The organism is Flavobacterium sp. AC267 (assembly GCF_979258715.1).
This window is the reverse complement of record NZ_OZ409875.1, coordinates 4485775-4500392: the sequence shown is the minus strand read 5'-3', so window position 1 is coordinate 4500392 and position 14618 is coordinate 4485775. Positions and strand designations below refer to the sequence as shown.

Annotated in this window: 17 protein-coding genes and 1 pseudogene; 4 read left to right on the top strand and 14 right to left on the bottom strand. The window is 34.6% G+C overall.

Annotated elements, in window-relative coordinates; genetic code table 11:
* Positions 1-46 precede the first annotated feature (46 nt).
* Both ACZZ95_RS23820 and ACZZ95_RS23815 read right to left on the bottom strand, forming a co-directional pair.
* Positions 47-283 carry a hypothetical protein gene (locus ACZZ95_RS23820; protein ID WP_463470978.1) on the bottom strand — a complete coding sequence of 79 codons (237 nt, stop codon included), beginning with the start codon at positions 281-283 and terminating at the stop codon, positions 47-49.
* The gene (locus ACZZ95_RS23815; protein WP_463470977.1) at positions 267-2318 is read right to left on the bottom strand and encodes a glycosyltransferase; all 2052 of its coding nucleotides are present in this window, start codon (positions 2316-2318) and stop codon (positions 267-269) included. The genes ACZZ95_RS23820 and ACZZ95_RS23815 overlap by 17 nt, the downstream gene beginning before the upstream one ends.
* Positions 2319-2857: 539 nt before the next feature.
* Here ACZZ95_RS23815 and ACZZ95_RS23810 point away from each other — a divergent pair.
* Positions 2858-3019 carry a DUF1328 family protein gene (locus ACZZ95_RS23810; RefSeq protein WP_095954205.1) on the top strand — a complete coding sequence of 54 codons (162 nt, stop codon included), beginning with the start codon at positions 2858-2860 and terminating at the stop codon, positions 3017-3019.
* 160 nt (positions 3020-3179) lie between these two features.
* On the opposite strand, the gene ACZZ95_RS23805 is transcribed toward ACZZ95_RS23810, so the two are convergent.
* The 7 genes from ACZZ95_RS23805 to ACZZ95_RS23775 form a co-directional block, all read right to left on the bottom strand.
* Positions 3180-3647, bottom strand: coding sequence for a DUF1440 domain-containing protein (locus ACZZ95_RS23805; RefSeq protein ID WP_463470976.1), 468 nt, complete (start codon positions 3645-3647; stop codon positions 3180-3182).
* 27 nt (positions 3648-3674) lie between these two features.
* Positions 3675-4250: a DinB family protein gene (locus ACZZ95_RS23800; RefSeq protein ID WP_463470975.1), complete on the bottom strand. Its 576-nt coding sequence runs from the start codon at positions 4248-4250 to the stop codon at positions 3675-3677.
* Positions 4251-4344: 94 nt separating this feature from the next.
* Entirely contained in the window at positions 4345-4728 is a 384-nt protein-coding gene (locus ACZZ95_RS23795; RefSeq protein WP_095954202.1) for a VOC family protein, read from the bottom strand.
* 299 nt (positions 4729-5027) lie between these two features.
* Positions 5028-5408 (bottom strand): DoxX family protein, encoded by a 381-nt coding sequence (locus ACZZ95_RS23790; RefSeq protein ID WP_463470974.1) that lies wholly within the window; start codon positions 5406-5408, stop codon positions 5028-5030.
* A 375-nt stretch (positions 5409-5783) separates the two neighbouring features.
* Positions 5784-6515, bottom strand: a complete 732-nt coding sequence (locus ACZZ95_RS23785; protein WP_463470973.1) for a GNAT family N-acetyltransferase — start codon at positions 6513-6515, stop codon at positions 5784-5786.
* Between the two features lie 71 nt (positions 6516-6586).
* Positions 6587-6916 carry a Crp/Fnr family transcriptional regulator gene (locus tag ACZZ95_RS23780; RefSeq protein ID WP_463470972.1) on the bottom strand — a complete coding sequence of 110 codons (330 nt, stop codon included), beginning with the start codon at positions 6914-6916 and terminating at the stop codon, positions 6587-6589.
* Positions 6897-7193: a cyclic nucleotide-binding domain-containing protein gene (locus ACZZ95_RS23775; RefSeq protein ID WP_463470971.1), complete on the bottom strand. Its 297-nt coding sequence runs from the start codon at positions 7191-7193 to the stop codon at positions 6897-6899. Before ACZZ95_RS23775 ends, ACZZ95_RS23780 begins: the two co-directional genes overlap by 20 nt.
* 311 nt (positions 7194-7504) lie before the next feature.
* On the opposite strand from ACZZ95_RS23775, the gene ACZZ95_RS23770 reads away from it, so the two are divergent.
* The 3 genes from ACZZ95_RS23770 to ACZZ95_RS23760 all read left to right on the top strand — a co-directional run bounded on the left by ACZZ95_RS23770 (position 7505) and on the right by ACZZ95_RS23760 (position 8429).
* A complete protein-coding gene (locus ACZZ95_RS23770) occupies positions 7505-7633 on the top strand; it encodes a hypothetical protein (protein WP_463470970.1) in 129 nt (42 codons plus the stop codon).
* A gap of 129 nt (positions 7634-7762) precedes the next feature.
* Positions 7763-7891, top strand: coding sequence for a hypothetical protein (locus ACZZ95_RS23765; RefSeq protein WP_463470970.1), 129 nt, complete (start codon positions 7763-7765; stop codon positions 7889-7891).
* Between the two features lie 403 nt (positions 7892-8294).
* A complete protein-coding gene (locus ACZZ95_RS23760) occupies positions 8295-8429 on the top strand; it encodes a hypothetical protein (protein WP_463470969.1) in 135 nt (44 codons plus the stop codon).
* Between the two features lie 195 nt (positions 8430-8624).
* Here ACZZ95_RS23760 and ACZZ95_RS23755 read toward each other — a convergent pair whose 3' ends face one another.
* The 5 genes and pseudogenes from ACZZ95_RS23755 to ACZZ95_RS23735 all read right to left on the bottom strand — a co-directional run bounded on the left by ACZZ95_RS23755 (position 8625) and on the right by ACZZ95_RS23735 (position 14614).
* Positions 8625-9644 (bottom strand): TolC family protein, encoded by a 1020-nt coding sequence (locus ACZZ95_RS23755; RefSeq protein WP_463471760.1) that lies wholly within the window; start codon positions 9642-9644, stop codon positions 8625-8627.
* Positions 9535-10044, bottom strand: a complete 510-nt coding sequence (locus tag ACZZ95_RS23750; RefSeq protein WP_463470968.1) for a TolC family protein — start codon at positions 10042-10044, stop codon at positions 9535-9537. The genes ACZZ95_RS23755 and ACZZ95_RS23750 overlap by 110 nt, the downstream gene beginning before the upstream one ends.
* A 338-nt stretch (positions 10045-10382) precedes the next feature.
* Positions 10383-13557: pseudogene (locus ACZZ95_RS23745) on the bottom strand (efflux RND transporter permease subunit).
* A gap of 40 nt (positions 13558-13597) precedes the next feature.
* On the bottom strand, positions 13598-14278 hold the full coding sequence (locus tag ACZZ95_RS23740) for an efflux RND transporter periplasmic adaptor subunit (protein ID WP_463470967.1): 681 nt from the start codon (positions 14276-14278) through the stop codon (positions 13598-13600).
* Positions 14279-14374: 96 nt separating this feature from the next.
* On the bottom strand, positions 14375-14614 hold the full coding sequence (locus ACZZ95_RS23735) for a hypothetical protein (protein ID WP_463470966.1): 240 nt from the start codon (positions 14612-14614) through the stop codon (positions 14375-14377).
* Positions 14615-14618: the final 4 nt, after the last annotated feature.

Sequence of the window (14618 nt, the reverse complement as noted above, 5' to 3'; positions counted from 1 at the left end):
TTCCGGGTTTAAAAATAGAAGTTTGGTTAGCTTCGTCTTTATATTTTTATGAATTAATTGCTATTCCAGTGCGAGATTTCATTAAGGGAATAACTTTAGATTGTGAGATTGCTAGTTTTTCCATTAATAATCTTGCCGTTAAGAAACAAACGGTAGATTCTGCGCCTTGGTTTAGGTTAACATTTTCTTTTTCAAGTCCGTCATAACCACCGTCACTTACAGGATTGTACATAATTTGATTTAAATGGTTTTTACCTAAGAACCAGTTAAACGCGACTTTCATTTTCTTTTTTGTATTCAGGCGTTTTAAATGCTTCATAGAAAGAATTTAATGTCTGAATTGTATATGTAACATCTATTGGCTGTTCTCCATATTGTTGTGGTTCTGAGCCTTTATGATGCCAGCTTTGATTTGAAATAGCTTTAAAGTTTCCGTCTACGAAAGTTTTGGAAATCAAGAAATCTAATGAATCTAAAGCCACTTTTTTGTAAACTGGTTTGTTAGTAATTAAATAAGCATACAGCATAGATTCTGGCAGAATACCATTTCCGTACGTTAAATAATTTTCAAACCACTGCCAGTCTTCAGTAGCTGTATCTTCGTAATTGGCTAATAATTTAGCATTCAATTTATTGATAATTGCGACTACGTACAAATTTGGAATTGTTGAATGATATAAATACAAACCTTTTGTTGCAAAACCAATTGAACGAGGCGATTGTATAGTTTCTGCCCATTTTAATGAGTTCAATAAACATCTTGTCGCTTTTTTAGTAATTGCTTCTGGAAGAATGTCTGAAAGCGAAACCACAGTTCCTAACGCCCACAGCGCTCTTGCATTTGAATCTTCTAAATTCACTTCGGCATTTTGCTCTACGTGTTCGCGGTTTTCCTGATCCACATAGTTGATAAAATCGCCTTTTGGTTTTTGACAGCGTTGAATGAAATCTAAATAGATTAAAATATATGCTAAGTCATCTTTATCCTGAGTTAGTTTGTAATGCATACAGAAAGCGATAAGGGCTCTGGCATTATCATCTAATGTATATCCAGTATCTAAATCTGGGATAGAAATTTTACTGAACTGAACGATTCCCAATTCTGTAGTCAATCTTTTAATATGTCTTAATTGAATTGAAGGATAACTGTATTTTATCTCTGATGGATTTTCAATTAAGTTTTTATACGCATTCATATGTGTAATGGCGGCATTTTCCCAAGAAGAAGCGCGCATTTTTGTAAATGAATTGATTCCCATTTCGTGACGTAAATTTTCGTCGGCAATTAATGTAATCGTCGCATCAGCAAATTGATCTACATCTCCTATATCAACTAATATTCCAGAATCTGGAGTTAATACTTCTTTTGTATGTGGAATCTTAGAGGCAACTATCGGACATGCGCGGCTCATTGCATAAGCAAAAGTGCCGCTAACCGCCTGATTCGGGTCTTTAGACGTAAACATATAAATGTCGGTTGCTTTTAAATATTCTAAAAGCTCGTCAGTATCTAAATATTGGTTGATAAAACGTACGTTGTTTTGCAGGTTTAATTCTTCAACAATACCTTCCAGTTTATCTCTATAAGTATCGATTCCGTCTTTAATTAAATTTGGATGTGTTTTTCCAATAATTAAATATAAGGCGTTTGGTGCTTTTTCAACGATTTTGGGAAGTGCTTGAAGTCCAGTTTCAATATTTTTTCCTTCACCTAAAAGTCCGAAAGTTGATAATACCAATCGATCTCCAATGTTTAATTTTTCTTTTGCATTTTGAGGAGCTTCATAAACTACGATATGAGTTCCATGAGGTACACAAGTAATTATTTCTTCACTGATTTCATAGTCATTAATTAATATTTCTGCTGACCTATTTGTCATTACAAAAACCGAATTACTGTAGCTCAATAACAGTTTTACAAATGTTCTTAATTCCTCGTTTGGATTTGGAATTACACTGTGAAAAGTATAAGTAACGGGCTTTTTAACTGTATTTAAAAAGTCTAAAAGATAATCTCCATAATTTCCTGAAAACAAACCAAATTCATGCTGAATATGAACCAATTTTACAGCTGGATCATTATTAATTTCCTCTGCTACTCTTGTATATTCTTCTCTATTTTTAGTATTTAAGGTATATGCTTGTGTTGGATTTTCTTTTGGTTCATTAACAAGTTCGCAGATCTCGCATTTGATAGATTTACCGTAAACGTCTGTAATCCCCTTAATTGTGTCTTGTGTGTAAGTTGCAATGCCGCATTGTGTTGGCGGAAAAGTAGATAGAAAAACTATTTTAGATTTGTTTGATATTGTTTTCATGAGGATTAATTTTTAGCTCGGTTAATAACTCGTTCAGTTTCAAAGATGCTCACCGCAATTTTTCATCGGCGGCATCATAATAAATTTTATATTGATTAATCAAAATTTGAAGTTCCAGTGTGAAACTACGTAATTGACATAACTATGTATTTTATAATATTAAAAGGTGAAAATAATTAGTTTTCTAAATGAATCCCAATTAATTTTGCTGGATTTCTAAGTTTTGATCTTTTTTTCTAAGATTTACCAGACTTTTTGGCTTATTCCTTTACCTTATTAATTTTCGATAAAATTACTTTGGGATAGGAGCAGTGATTAATCCAATCCATTAAAAAATTAACTCTAAAGCCTAAACATGGTAATTCTGTAAGACTAAAAAGTAATAATGAAAACTAACCGTAAATACTTGTAATTTAGTTTATTGAGTTAATTTAAAAAGCCATTTGAGTTAACAAGGTTTGTAGGAATAAAATAAATTTGAATAACAAACAAAACAGACTATTGAATAGTCGTATTTACGAACTAAAAAATCTAATATTATGTTACGCTGGACAGTCATTTTTATTATTCTTGCTATAATAGCTGGAATTTTTGGTTTTGGTGGTATTGCCGCAGGAGCCGCGAGTATTGCAAAAGTATTGTTCTTTATCTTTTTAGTGTTATTTATCATTTCACTAATATCAGGTAGAACAAAGGTTTAAGCACTCTTAAAGAAGATATTTTTTTAACATATAAGTAATCCAGGTGATAAACTTGGATTGCTTTTTTGTTTTTAAAGGAATATATACAATGATCAAAGGAATTAAAGGCTAAACTCAACCTCTGCAACTATGAACCTCTGTACCTTTCTACCTTTTTTTCTTAATACCATTTAGCATAATATTTCCGCGTTATAAAGGCAATTGGTATTCCTACGCAACAAATTACAATTAAAATAGAGAGCAATAGCGGTAAATCTAATTTCTTTTCAGGTAATACAGGAAACACAATTGGGAGGACGATTAAATTCATTACAACCCAAATGAAAAAACCATACGAAACCCCAGATAAAGCAGTGTTTATTTTAAAGAATGGGATATAAGGGAAAATCTTAAAATAAAACCATGCAAAAATAAAAGTAATTAAGAAATGAAGTCCTAATCCCATAAAAGTCATTTCTGTTCCTGCAGTATACGCTTCTTTTTTAAAAATGCCGCTTGCAACAGACTGCAGAATTTTTTCGGCTGTTGTTTTATGAAGAATCACTGCATAAATTAAAATGGCGGCAGTAATGTCTAATGTTCCCGCTACTAGACCAGAAGAAACAATGGTCTTAACTTTTGATCTCATAAAAATCCGTTTTGAGTTAATTCTGAATTATCCTTTATTGATGTTTTCGTAAATCAATTTTAGTTGATGTGTATGGCGCTGGGTATGAATAATGGCAAAATGAATCCATTCGTAAATAGTGAAGTTCTCAAAACCGGGCATTTGGAAACCAACGCAGGTCAATGTTAAATCGTAGGTTTCTGCGACTTCAAATAAATCGTTTTGTATCTTTTTTATTGAAGACTTTAACTGCTCTTTATCGTAATCAATTTTCGCAGGTTTTATATTTTCTGGAGATTCCATTTTTGTATCGAAATCTAAAAATATTTCATCGAGTTTTTTAACGTTCTCGTCAGGTTTGCGTGTTGTTTTTTCTGTTTTTCCGGCAAAAAGCTGTGGAAATCCAGAACAAGCCAGGATAATATGCTGTACAGTTTGTCCAGCTGTCCAGCTTCCTTCAAATGGAACAATATTGATTTCTTCTGGAGAAAATAAAGAAATAGTATCATTTAAGTTACTATAAATTTCTAAGATTGTATTTTGAATACCGCTTTTCATTTTGTTTAATTTTAAATTAGACAATAATAAATGTGAACCGATAGGTTTAAGAAAACCTGCGACCATTTTTATTAAATTAAATGTATAGAATTAGGGGAACGAAAAGTATTTCAAATATACAATAAAAATTTAAAATACTATTAGTCAATAATTTGTGTTTTTATTTTTGCTTATTTACAGAAGTAATCCACCATACATTTCCAAACGGATCTGTAACACCGCAGGTTCTGCCATAATCCTGATCGCTTAATCCCATTAAGGAAGAAGCCCCATTTTCTATAGCTTTTTTATAAGTTTCATCGGCATTTGGAACATATACAAATAGGTGAGAAGTCTGCTTTGCCCAATCCGTAATTTCATCTGTAATCATAATTGTACTTCCGTTTAGGGTCACTTCTGCATGCATTATACTTCCATCTTCGCGAATTGATTTTGTATTAGTTTCTGATGCTCCAAAAACAACTTTTGTAAAATCGATAAATTTTGATGCGCCTTGTAAAATTAAATAAGGCATTATAGTTTGATGTTCTGCCGGAATATTCATTTGTGATATTTTAAAAGTTAGATTTCTAAAATTACAATTTTTTATTCTAAATTTCTATAAATCAATAAAGTATGATTTATAGAAGTTCCTCACAATGAAAACCATATGAAGTAACGAGTTCAATTATTCTATGATTTGAAATTGCAGCAGCATGAATTCTCAAAATTTTATCGCAGTCTTCAAGGTTAAAATTGATAGCGCTGTTGGGAAAATGCTCAAGAAGTTTCCTCACAATCATAATTGACTGCTCGACTTCTTGAACATTTGTTTTAAAAACTTCAATCATAAAGTTTTGATTTTTACAGCGCGATATTTTTGTATCGTTCTATTTTATGATAGGTTACATAAGAAATCACAAGAATTGCCAAAACAATTAAAGGAAAAAAGGATTGGAAATTTATTCCATCAACAGCAAAATGACTAATTGATGCAAAAATAAAATCGAATGCAAATCCCGCATAAGCCCATTCTTTGACACGCGCTGGTACTTTTGGAATAATCAGCGCCAAAACGCCCAGAATTTTAAAAACTACTAATGCATTTCCGAAATATTCTGGATAGCCAAGATGTTTTATCCCTTCTTTCGCTAATTCTGTCTGCGAAGTCAAAGCCGGCATAACGCCCTCAAATAAAAAAATAAGAATTGTACTAGTCCAGAAAATGATTTTGGTTGTTTTCATGTAGATTATTTTTTAAATAGTTATTGGTTAATGTATTACAAATATACTATTACTACTATTTTCATGAAATACATATTTGCGACTATTTTAGGGGCATTTGGGACAAGTTGAAGATTTTAGATTTTAGTCCTGAAGCCTCGGGATTAGATTTTAGATTTTTTGTTCAATAATAAACCGTAAAGTTGTGTGATCCTTCGTTCAGGATGACATGAAATAAGGAAACTATTAAGCGATTGGAACTTAATACAATTGTTAGTCTGAGCGAAGTCGAAGACCTTTTATATATTGAAGGACCTTTATGCTCCGAAACTGCTTCGACTTCGCTCAGCATGCCATAGAATGCGAAATTGGAATTTGGAATTTTTTATTTGGAATTTAAGCCAAAATATAATTCTTAATCACAAACAAATCTTCAAAACCCAATCTTGTATAAATGTCTTTTCCCATTGCAGAAGCTTGTAACTGCGCATATTCCATCTCTAAATCGATGGATAAATTAAGGGCAAATTTCATAATTTCTTCGGCGAAACCTTTTCTTCGCATTTCTGGGAGTACGCCAACACCATGAATTCCGATAGTTTTTCCGGTTTCAAATAGCATAAAAGTTCCAATTGGTTTTTCTTCTAAAGAAACCAAATAGAAATGTACGTTTTGATGATTCTGAACTAGAATTTCTTTGCTGATTACATATCCAAAAGCATTCGGATACAAATCAGACCAGACTTTGGCATTCTCTTCATTCATTACTTTTTTGAAAGTCAGATTGTTTTGTAAATCAAATTTTTGACCCAGTTTTAAAACCATTGCCACTTGTTCGGTTTTTAATGTAAAACCATACGCATCCAATATTTCAAAAGCTTTTGATTCATAAATATCAAAGTAAGGCAAAACCAAATCCGAATTTGATTTCATTGTTTTGCTAATATCAGGCAGATCGTTTTTGGTAATATCATTGCGAAACCAAAGTTTATTTGGCCAGCCAGAATTTTCTATTTTGCAATATTCAAAAGAATCGTTTTTATGATAGGAGAGGAAAGGAGCGCCTACGGTTTTCCACAAACCGGTAAGATTGTCAATATTATCTTTTATGAGATTTATAGGATTCATTGTAATAACAAGTTTGAATTATGGAGTAAAGATAAATCTGGTCTTTTAGAAAAACCTTTACATATGTTGATTTACAAATCTTTTTCAAGACTTTTTCTGATTCGGCTTAATTGTGTTGGCGTGATTCCTAAATGCGAAGCAATATGCAATAACGGAACGCGATCTGCAATACTAGTATGTCTTTCTAGAAGTTCCAGATATCTCTCTGTTGCGTTTTGCATGACTAGCGCCACTTCTCTTTGTTCTTTCTCGATAATCCAATTTTTCTCTAAATGAGCGATATAAAAGTTTTTGAGATCTTCATTTTCATTAATTAACGAAAGGTATTTTTTATAATTAAGATTGATGATAATACAGTCTTCAAGCGCTTCAATTGTAAAATTAGAAGGAGATTGTTGCATCAATGAAACCTTGGAACCCGCAAAATAATTTTCTAAAAAAAAGGTTTTTATTGTAAAAATTCCCCTGTTGATCGGTTATAAAAGCTCTTAAAATACCTTTTGCCACAAAATGAAGATTTTTTGCTATTTCTCCGTTTTGTAATACTGTTTCTCCTTTTTTGATTTCTTGAAATTCTGCAATGTTCTCAATCAATTTCCATGACCTTTCAGAAATAGGGTAGTAACTTTCAATGGTTTGTTTTAATTGATTGAGATATTTCTGTTGGTGAGATGTCATTTTATTTTTGCTTTTGCGAAAGACTAAAATTAGATAAGTTTTTTGTTTGATGCAAACTGAATAATGGCTCTCAAAAAGTCGCAGAGGCGTAAAGTTATTTAATGATATATTTCACGTAGATTTAAAAAAAGATTTAAGCAGATTTGCACAGATAATTTAATATACTTTAAAAAAAATCTGCTTAAATCTGCAAAATCTGCGAGAAACAAATCTTTGTGTCTTTGCGAGAAAATAAAACGATTGTCAGTCTGAGCGAAGTCGAAGACCTTTTATGTGTTGAAGTGCTTCGACTTCGCTCAGCATGACATAAAATGAGAATAATAGCTCTCGCAGATTTTAGAGATAAAGCAGATAAAAATCTCCAAAATCAGCAAAATCTGCGAGAGACTTCAGTTATTCCGCAGAGTGACATTCCAATCTTTGTAGAGTTTCGTGTGTGATCCTTCGTTCCTCAGGATGACAAGATTACGTGAAAAATATTCTATGTATAATAATGATTGTCAGTCTGAGCGAAGTCGAAGACTTGTATGTGTTGAAATTGCTTCGACTTCGACTCAGCATGACATAAAATGAGAATAATAGCTCTCGCAGATTTTAGAGATAAAGCAGATAAAAATCTCCAAAATCAGCAAAATCTGCGAGAGACTTCAGTTATTCCGCAGAGTGACATTCCAATCTTTGTAGAGTTTCGTGTTTGATCCTTCGTTCCTCAGGATGACAAGATTACGTGAAAAATATTCCATGTATAATAATGATTGTCAGTCTGAGAGAAGTCGAAGACTTGTATGTGTTGAAGTGCTTCGACTTCGCTCAGCATGACATAAAATGAGAATAATAGCTCTCGCAGATTTTAGAGATAAAGCAGATAAAAATCTCCAAAATCTCCAAAATCTGCAAAATCTGCAAAATCTGCGAGAGACTTCAGTTATTCCGCAGAGTGACATACCAATCTTTGTAGAGTTTCGTGTGTGATCCTTCGTTCCTCAGGATGACAAGATTACGTGAAAAATATTCTATGTATAATAATGATTGTCAGTCTGAGCGAAGTTGAAGACCTTGTATGTGTTGAAATTGCTTCGACTTCGCTCAGCATGACATAAAATGAGAATAATAGCTCTCGCAGATTTTAGAGATAAAGCAGATAAAGCAGATAAAAAATCTCCAAAATCTGCGAGAGACTTAAAAATCTTTGCGACTTCGCGCCTTTGCGAGAAAATAAAAAGATTCTCAGTCTGAGCGAAGTAGAAGACCTTTTATGTGTTGAAGTGCTTCGACTTCACTCAGCATGACATAAAATGCGATCGGCATAAAAAAAACTTTGTGCCTTAGCACCTTAGCGCAATAAAAAAAAACAAAAAACGCCATGAAACCTAAGTCTCACAGCGTTTTCATCTCAAAAAATAAATAATTAACGGGTAATTGTATTGGGTATTATTTCCAGCCTCCGCCTAGAGCGCGGTACAAATCTGTATTAGCTGTAAGTTGTTGTCTTTTTAGGTCTGCCAGTTCCAATTCGCTTTGCAATAAGTTTGCCTGCGCTGTTAAAACTTCAAGATATTCTGCCATACCGTTTTTGAATAATAAGTTGGCATTTCTAATCGCTTGTTGCAAAGTTTTTACTTTTTCTTTTAAGAAAGTTTCCTGTCGCTGTAATTTCTCTACCTTAACCAAAGCATCCGAAACTTCGCTTACGGCAACCAAAACCGATTGTCTAAAGCTTAAAACTGCTTTTTCTCTTTCCGCGACAGCGATATTATATTGCGTTCTCACTCTTTTGTTGTTTAAAAGTGGCTGTGTTAAACCTCCCGCAACAGTTCCAAATAAAGAAGCCGGAATATTGAACCAATTGCTGGTTTCAAAAGAGTTCAAACCGCCCTGCGCTGTGATTCTTAAAGCTGGATATAAATCAGCTTTTGTGATTCCAACGTTGGCGTTTGCTACTTTAAGAGCTAATTCAGCACTTTTAACATCAGGCCTTCTGCTAACTAAAGCAGACGGAATTCCGATTGCAGTATTTTGTTTTACATCAATCGCACTCAAACGAATTGTTCTTTCTTTTGAATTCGGAAATGAACCTGTTAAAACACTTAAAGCATTTTCCTGAATCGCAATGTTTTGTTCCAATAACGGAATCAACTGCGCTGAGTTTAATTTCTGTGCCTCAGATTGTTGAATTGCTAAAGAAGTTACTTGACCAGCATCGTATTTTAATTTGATGATATTCGTTGTGCTATCATTCAAACGAAGATTTTGTCTCGCAATTTCCAATTGTGCGTCCAACATCAAAAGATTATAATATCCTCTTGAAACATTTGCCACAATATTGGTTTGCAATGCTTTTTTAACTTCTTCTGACTGAAGATATCCTGCATAAGCACCTTTTTTTCTGATTTCTGATTTTCCCCCAGATATCTGCTTCCCAAGAAAGTGAAGCTCCGGCAGAATAATCATCAATATGTTTAGCACCAATTGCCTGGTTTAAGTTCAATCCTGTAAAACTATTGTCAGACGGGTTACTTGTACTTGCGTTTATTAATAAATTTACCTGAGGCACATTTCCCCATTTTGACTGCGTAAAACGGTATTGCGCAATTTCAATGTTTTTTTCGGCAATCTGCAAATCGTTGTTTCTGGCAACAGCACTGTCGATTAACTTGATAATATCTTTTTCTGTAAAGAAGTTTTTCCACTCCACATCGGCAATACTTGTTGTATCACTCGAAACCGATGCATTCCTGAAATTCTCAGGAATTGCATCTTTTGGAGTTTCAATATCCTTCGAAACTTTACAGGATATTAAGGTCGTGATCAGAATGGCGAAGGTCACGATTTTGGTTATATGATTTTTCATTCTTTCTTTTATTAAATTTCTGTACCCATAGGGTGTAATTTTTAAACACATAGAAGCATAGTTTTTTGAAAATTAAAAAAGGCGTTTCACTAGTTTAAGAGCACATAGTTTCGCTATGTTTGGAAACCTGTTTCCTTTATTTTCTTTTTTTGACACAATCCCGAAGCCTCGGGACTGTGTTTCTATGTGTTAAAGTTTATTTTTAAATTTCACCCAACGGGTTAGATTTCTGTACAAGTATCTTTTCTAGTTTCAAGATCTTTTGAGATTCTGTACGATATATAAGCGATGCCAATGATGATGGCGACTAAAGCTGTTGTGATATAGTTTTCCATATATTATTTTTCTTCATTATGAATTACGGCAACTGGTTTTCCAGTAACCTTTTCTTGTAAATGCTGGAAGATGATAAAGAGAACCGGAATGATAAACAAACCTAGAATTACTCCTGAAATCATACCTCCCGCGACTCCAATACTAATAGAGTGGTTACCCTGAGCCGATGGTCCTTTGGCACTCATCATTGGCACTAAACCAACAATAAAGGCAAGAGAGGTCATTATAATTGGTCGCAGACGTAATTTTGCAAAGCATCAATAGAAGCTCTTACTAAAGCTTGTCCCGATTTTCGTTTTTGAACGGCAAACTCGACAATCAAAATGGCATTTTTCGCCAGAAGTCCGATCAGCATGACCAGTGCAACTTGTACGTAAATGTTATTTTCAATTCCAGTTAAACCAATCGCAACGAATACTCCAAAAATACCTGCAGGAATTGACAAGATTACAGCCAAAGGCAAAATGTAACTTTCATACTGTGCAGACAAGTAAGAAATAAATGAATATCAAACACAGTAAGAATATTGTTGCAGACTGCCCTCCAGAAGAAATCTCCTCACGAGTCTGACCCGAGAATTCGAACCCGTAACCTGCAGGTAATTGTTGTGTCGCTACTTCTTCAATTGCCTTAATGGCATCTCCGGAACTAAATCCTGGCTTCGGAATTGCATTAATAGAAATTGAGTTAAATAAATTGTATCGTGAAGCGGTTTCAGAACCGTAAATACGAGTTAGTTTTACTAAAGTATTTATTGGCACCATTTCGCCAGTTTTGTTTTTTACAAAAACTCTGTCAATTGCAGTTGGATCAGCTCTATCTTGGATGTCAGCCTGAACAACCACACGATAATATTTACCAAAACGGTTAAAATCAGATGCTTGTGCGCTACCAAAGTAAGCCTGCATAGTTTGCAAAATGTCTTTTACATTGACACCCAATTGATTCGCTTTTTCATCATTAACCTCTAATTGTAATTGTGGATAATCTGCTTTGAAAGAAGTAAAGGCAACTGCAATTTCTGGACGTTTCATTAATTCGCCGATAAAGTTTTGAGAAATACCGCTGAATTTGTCCAGTTTTCCTCCCGTTTTATCCTGAAGAACTAAATCTAAAGCCTCAACGTTACTAAATCCGGGAACAGTTGGGAAACTGAATACGAAGAAACTTCCGCCAGAAATAGCGCCCAGTTTACCACGAACCTGATTCATGATTTCGTCAATATTTTTTACATCGCCGCGTTCTTCATTTGGTTTAAGCAATACGAAAACTACTGCAGATGATGGACTTGTTGAATTCGTCAATAAGTTGAAACCAGAAATTGCGGTTACATCTCTTGAAGCATCAAGTTTACTTAAAAGATTTTCGGCATCGGTCATTACTTTTTGAGTTCCTTCTAATGATGTTCCAGATGGTGTATTTACTGCAATCGCAATAAATCCTTGATCTTCTGTTGGAATAAATCCTGCAGGAGTTGTTTTTACCATAATTACCGTTGCAACAGTAATTAAAACCAATCCGCCGATACTCAACCATTTTCTTCTGATTAAGAATTTCAATCCGCCAACGTAACGATTTGTCAACGATTCAAAACTGCTGTTAAAAGCGGTAAAGAATTTCTCTTTAAATCCTTTTTTTACATAAGGCGCGTCTGGATTGTGATCGTGTGTCGCGTGATTATCTTTTAAAAATAATGCCGCAAGCGCCGGACTCAATGTTAACGCATTTACTGCCGAAATTACAATTGCAATAGCCATTGTAAAGGCAAACTGACGATAGAAAACTCCCGTAGATCCTTCCATAAAACCAACCGGCAGGAAAACAGCGACCATTACCAGCGTAATCGAGATAATAGCACCCGTTATTTCGTGCATTGCTTCATGGGTGGCGATTTTTTGGAGACAAGCGCTTGTGCTCCATTTTCGCATGCACCGCTTCGACTACCACAATGGCATCATCGACCACAATACCAATCGCCAGAATTAATGCGAAAAGTGTTAAAAGGTTGATCGAAAATCCGAATAACTGCATGAAGAAGAACGTTCCTAAAATTGCTACAGGTACAGCAATGGCCGGAATTAATGTTGATCTAAAATCTTGTAAGAAGATAAATACCACAATAAAAACTAATATAAAAGCTTCTATTAATGTATGCTCAACCTGCTCAATAGATTGGTCAAGAGATACTTTTGTACTATAGAAAATATTATGTTTGATGCCTTTTGGAAAATCTTTAGAAGCCTTTTCCATCATTTTATTAATGGCAATCTGAATATCATTAGAGTTAGAACCAGCCAACTGGATAACCCCGATTACAATTCCTTTTTTACCATTTAAACGAGTTAAACTGTTGTAAGAGTAAGCACCAAGTTCTACTCTCGCTACATCTTTTAAGCGAAGTACTGAGCCATCTGCATTAGAACGTATAGCAATATTTTCATAATCTTCTGGTTTAGTTAATTTCCCTTTGTATTTAATAACGTATTCAAAAACTTCTTTGCTTCGTTCTCCAAATTTCCCGGGAGCCGCCTCCAAACTTTTGTCCTGAATAGCGCCCATAACTTCGCTAGGCGTTACTTTGTAAGTTGACATTTGTGTTGGATTCAACCAAACACGCATAGAGTAATCTTTTACACCACCAAAAATACTGGCAGAACCCACACCCGGAATACGTTTTAGTTCCGGAATAATATTAATCTGCGCATAGTTGGCAACAAACGTTTGGTCGTATTTCGTCTCATCATCCGTATACATACCAATCGCCATGATGAAACTGTTTTGCTGTTTCGCCGTAACAATACCTTGCTGTACAACCTCGGCAGGAAGCTGACTCGTTGCCTGAGCAACTCTGTTTTGTACGTTTACTGCGACCTGATCTGCATCTGTACCCAGTTTAAAGAAAACAGTAATAGCTAAAGTACCGTCGTTACTGGCTGTAGAACTCATATAAGTCATGTTTTCTACACCATTTATAGATTCTTCGATAGAAGGTGCCACAGAACGTAAAACCGTTTCTGCATTTGCTCCAGGATATACCGCCGTTACCAAAACCGATGGAGGCGCAATATCTGGAAACTGTTGTAAAGGCAGTTTAGTTAAACCCAATACCCCCAGAATAACCAATAAAATGGAAATTACGGTTGCCAGTACAGGTCTTTGTATAAATATTTTGAACATTTTATTTTGGAATTATTTTTTATTAGTTACTTGGGCAACTTTAGCAGACTTTCTCTGGCTGAATAGCTTGTCCGTCCTGAAGTTTATCAATACCGCTCATTACGATTTGATCACCCGTTTTTACACCATCTTTAATTAAATAATTAGTACCGCTTTTACCTACAACTGTAATAGGCACTTTAGTTACATTATTATCCTTTCCTACAGTGAAAACAAATACTTTATCCTGCATTTCAATAGTAGTCGCTATAGGCACTAAAATCGCATCGTCGTGCTGTAATCCTAAACGGATTCTACCTGTATTTCCAGAACGTAACGTTCCGTTTGCATTTGGAAAAGTTGCTCTAATCGTGATCGCTCCAGTAGTTTTATCAAACTGTCCGTCAACCATATCGATTTTTCCAGTTTGAGGATATGCGTTATTATCAGCCAAAATCAAAGTAACCGGAGGCAGTTTTTTAATTTTATCGCCAAGAGAACTTCCTGCATATTGCGATTTAAAGTTGATGAAATCTGTTTCGCCCAAAGAGAAATAAGCGTAAACTTCATGAACATCAGATAAAGTAGTTAAAGGCTCTACATCAGCAGCAGAAACTAAACTTCCTTGTTTTTTAGGCAGTCTTCCTATGTAGCCGCTTACTGGGGCTGTCACATTCGTATAGCCTAAATTAATCTTAGCAGAACCTACCATTGCTTTTGCCTGTTCGATATTAGCAAGCAAGCAATTTTTTGAGACGCTTTAGCTGTTTTCAATTGATAGTCTGAAACTACTTTGTTTTGTACTAAAGGCGTTAATTTATCCACTTCTAGATTAGCGTTAATCAAAGCCGCTTCTGCGACTGTGAAGACTTGCCAAAGCATTATTTAACTGCTCACGAAACGGACGCTCGTTTATTTTAAATAAAGTTTGTCCTTTGCTTACATAAGCACCTTCGTCAACAAAAATTCTGTCAAGGTTACCGCTTACCTGCGGACGAATTTCAACATCAACAGTTCCTTGTATTGCGACAGGATATTCAGCGTCAGTAGTTGTATTTGCACTTGTGATGGCCAACACAGGT

Bases quoted from the DNA above. Each gene is read 5' to 3' on its own strand.
- ACZZ95_RS23820 (WP_463470978.1), bottom strand. From the start codon at position 283: ATGAAAGTCGCGTTTAACTGGTTCTTAGGTAAAAACCATTTAAATCAA.
- ACZZ95_RS23815 (WP_463470977.1), bottom strand. From the start codon at position 2,318: ATGAAAACAATATCAAACAAATCTAAAATAGTTTTTCTATCTACTTTT.
- ACZZ95_RS23810 (WP_095954205.1), top strand. From the start codon at position 2,858: ATGTTACGCTGGACAGTCATTTTTATTATTCTTGCTATAATAGCTGGA.
- ACZZ95_RS23805 (WP_463470976.1), bottom strand. From the start codon at position 3,647: ATGAGATCAAAAGTTAAGACCATTGTTTCTTCTGGTCTAGTAGCGGGA.
- ACZZ95_RS23800 (WP_463470975.1), bottom strand. From the start codon at position 4,250: ATGGTCGCAGGTTTTCTTAAACCTATCGGTTCACATTTATTATTGTCT.
- ACZZ95_RS23795 (WP_095954202.1), bottom strand. From the start codon at position 4,728: ATGAATATTCCGGCAGAACATCAAACTATAATGCCTTATTTAATTTTA.
- ACZZ95_RS23790 (WP_463470974.1), bottom strand. From the start codon at position 5,408: ATGAAAACAACCAAAATCATTTTCTGGACTAGTACAATTCTTATTTTT.
- ACZZ95_RS23785 (WP_463470973.1), bottom strand. From the start codon at position 6,515: ATGAATCCTATAAATCTCATAAAAGATAATATTGACAATCTTACCGGT.
- ACZZ95_RS23780 (WP_463470972.1), bottom strand. From the start codon at position 6,916: ATGCAACAATCTCCTTCTAATTTTACAATTGAAGCGCTTGAAGACTGT.
- ACZZ95_RS23775 (WP_463470971.1), bottom strand. From the start codon at position 7,193: ATGACATCTCACCAACAGAAATATCTCAATCAATTAAAACAAACCATT.
- ACZZ95_RS23770 (WP_463470970.1), top strand. From the start codon at position 7,505: ATGAGAATAATAGCTCTCGCAGATTTTAGAGATAAAGCAGATAAAAAT.
- ACZZ95_RS23765 (WP_463470970.1), top strand. From the start codon at position 7,763: ATGAGAATAATAGCTCTCGCAGATTTTAGAGATAAAGCAGATAAAAAT.
- ACZZ95_RS23760 (WP_463470969.1), top strand. From the start codon at position 8,295: ATGAGAATAATAGCTCTCGCAGATTTTAGAGATAAAGCAGATAAAGCA.
- ACZZ95_RS23755 (WP_463471760.1), bottom strand. From the start codon at position 9,644: ATGATTATTCTGCCGGAGCTTCACTTTCTTGGGAAGCAGATATCTGGG.
- ACZZ95_RS23750 (WP_463470968.1), bottom strand. From the start codon at position 10,044: ATGAAAAATCATATAACCAAAATCGTGACCTTCGCCATTCTGATCACG.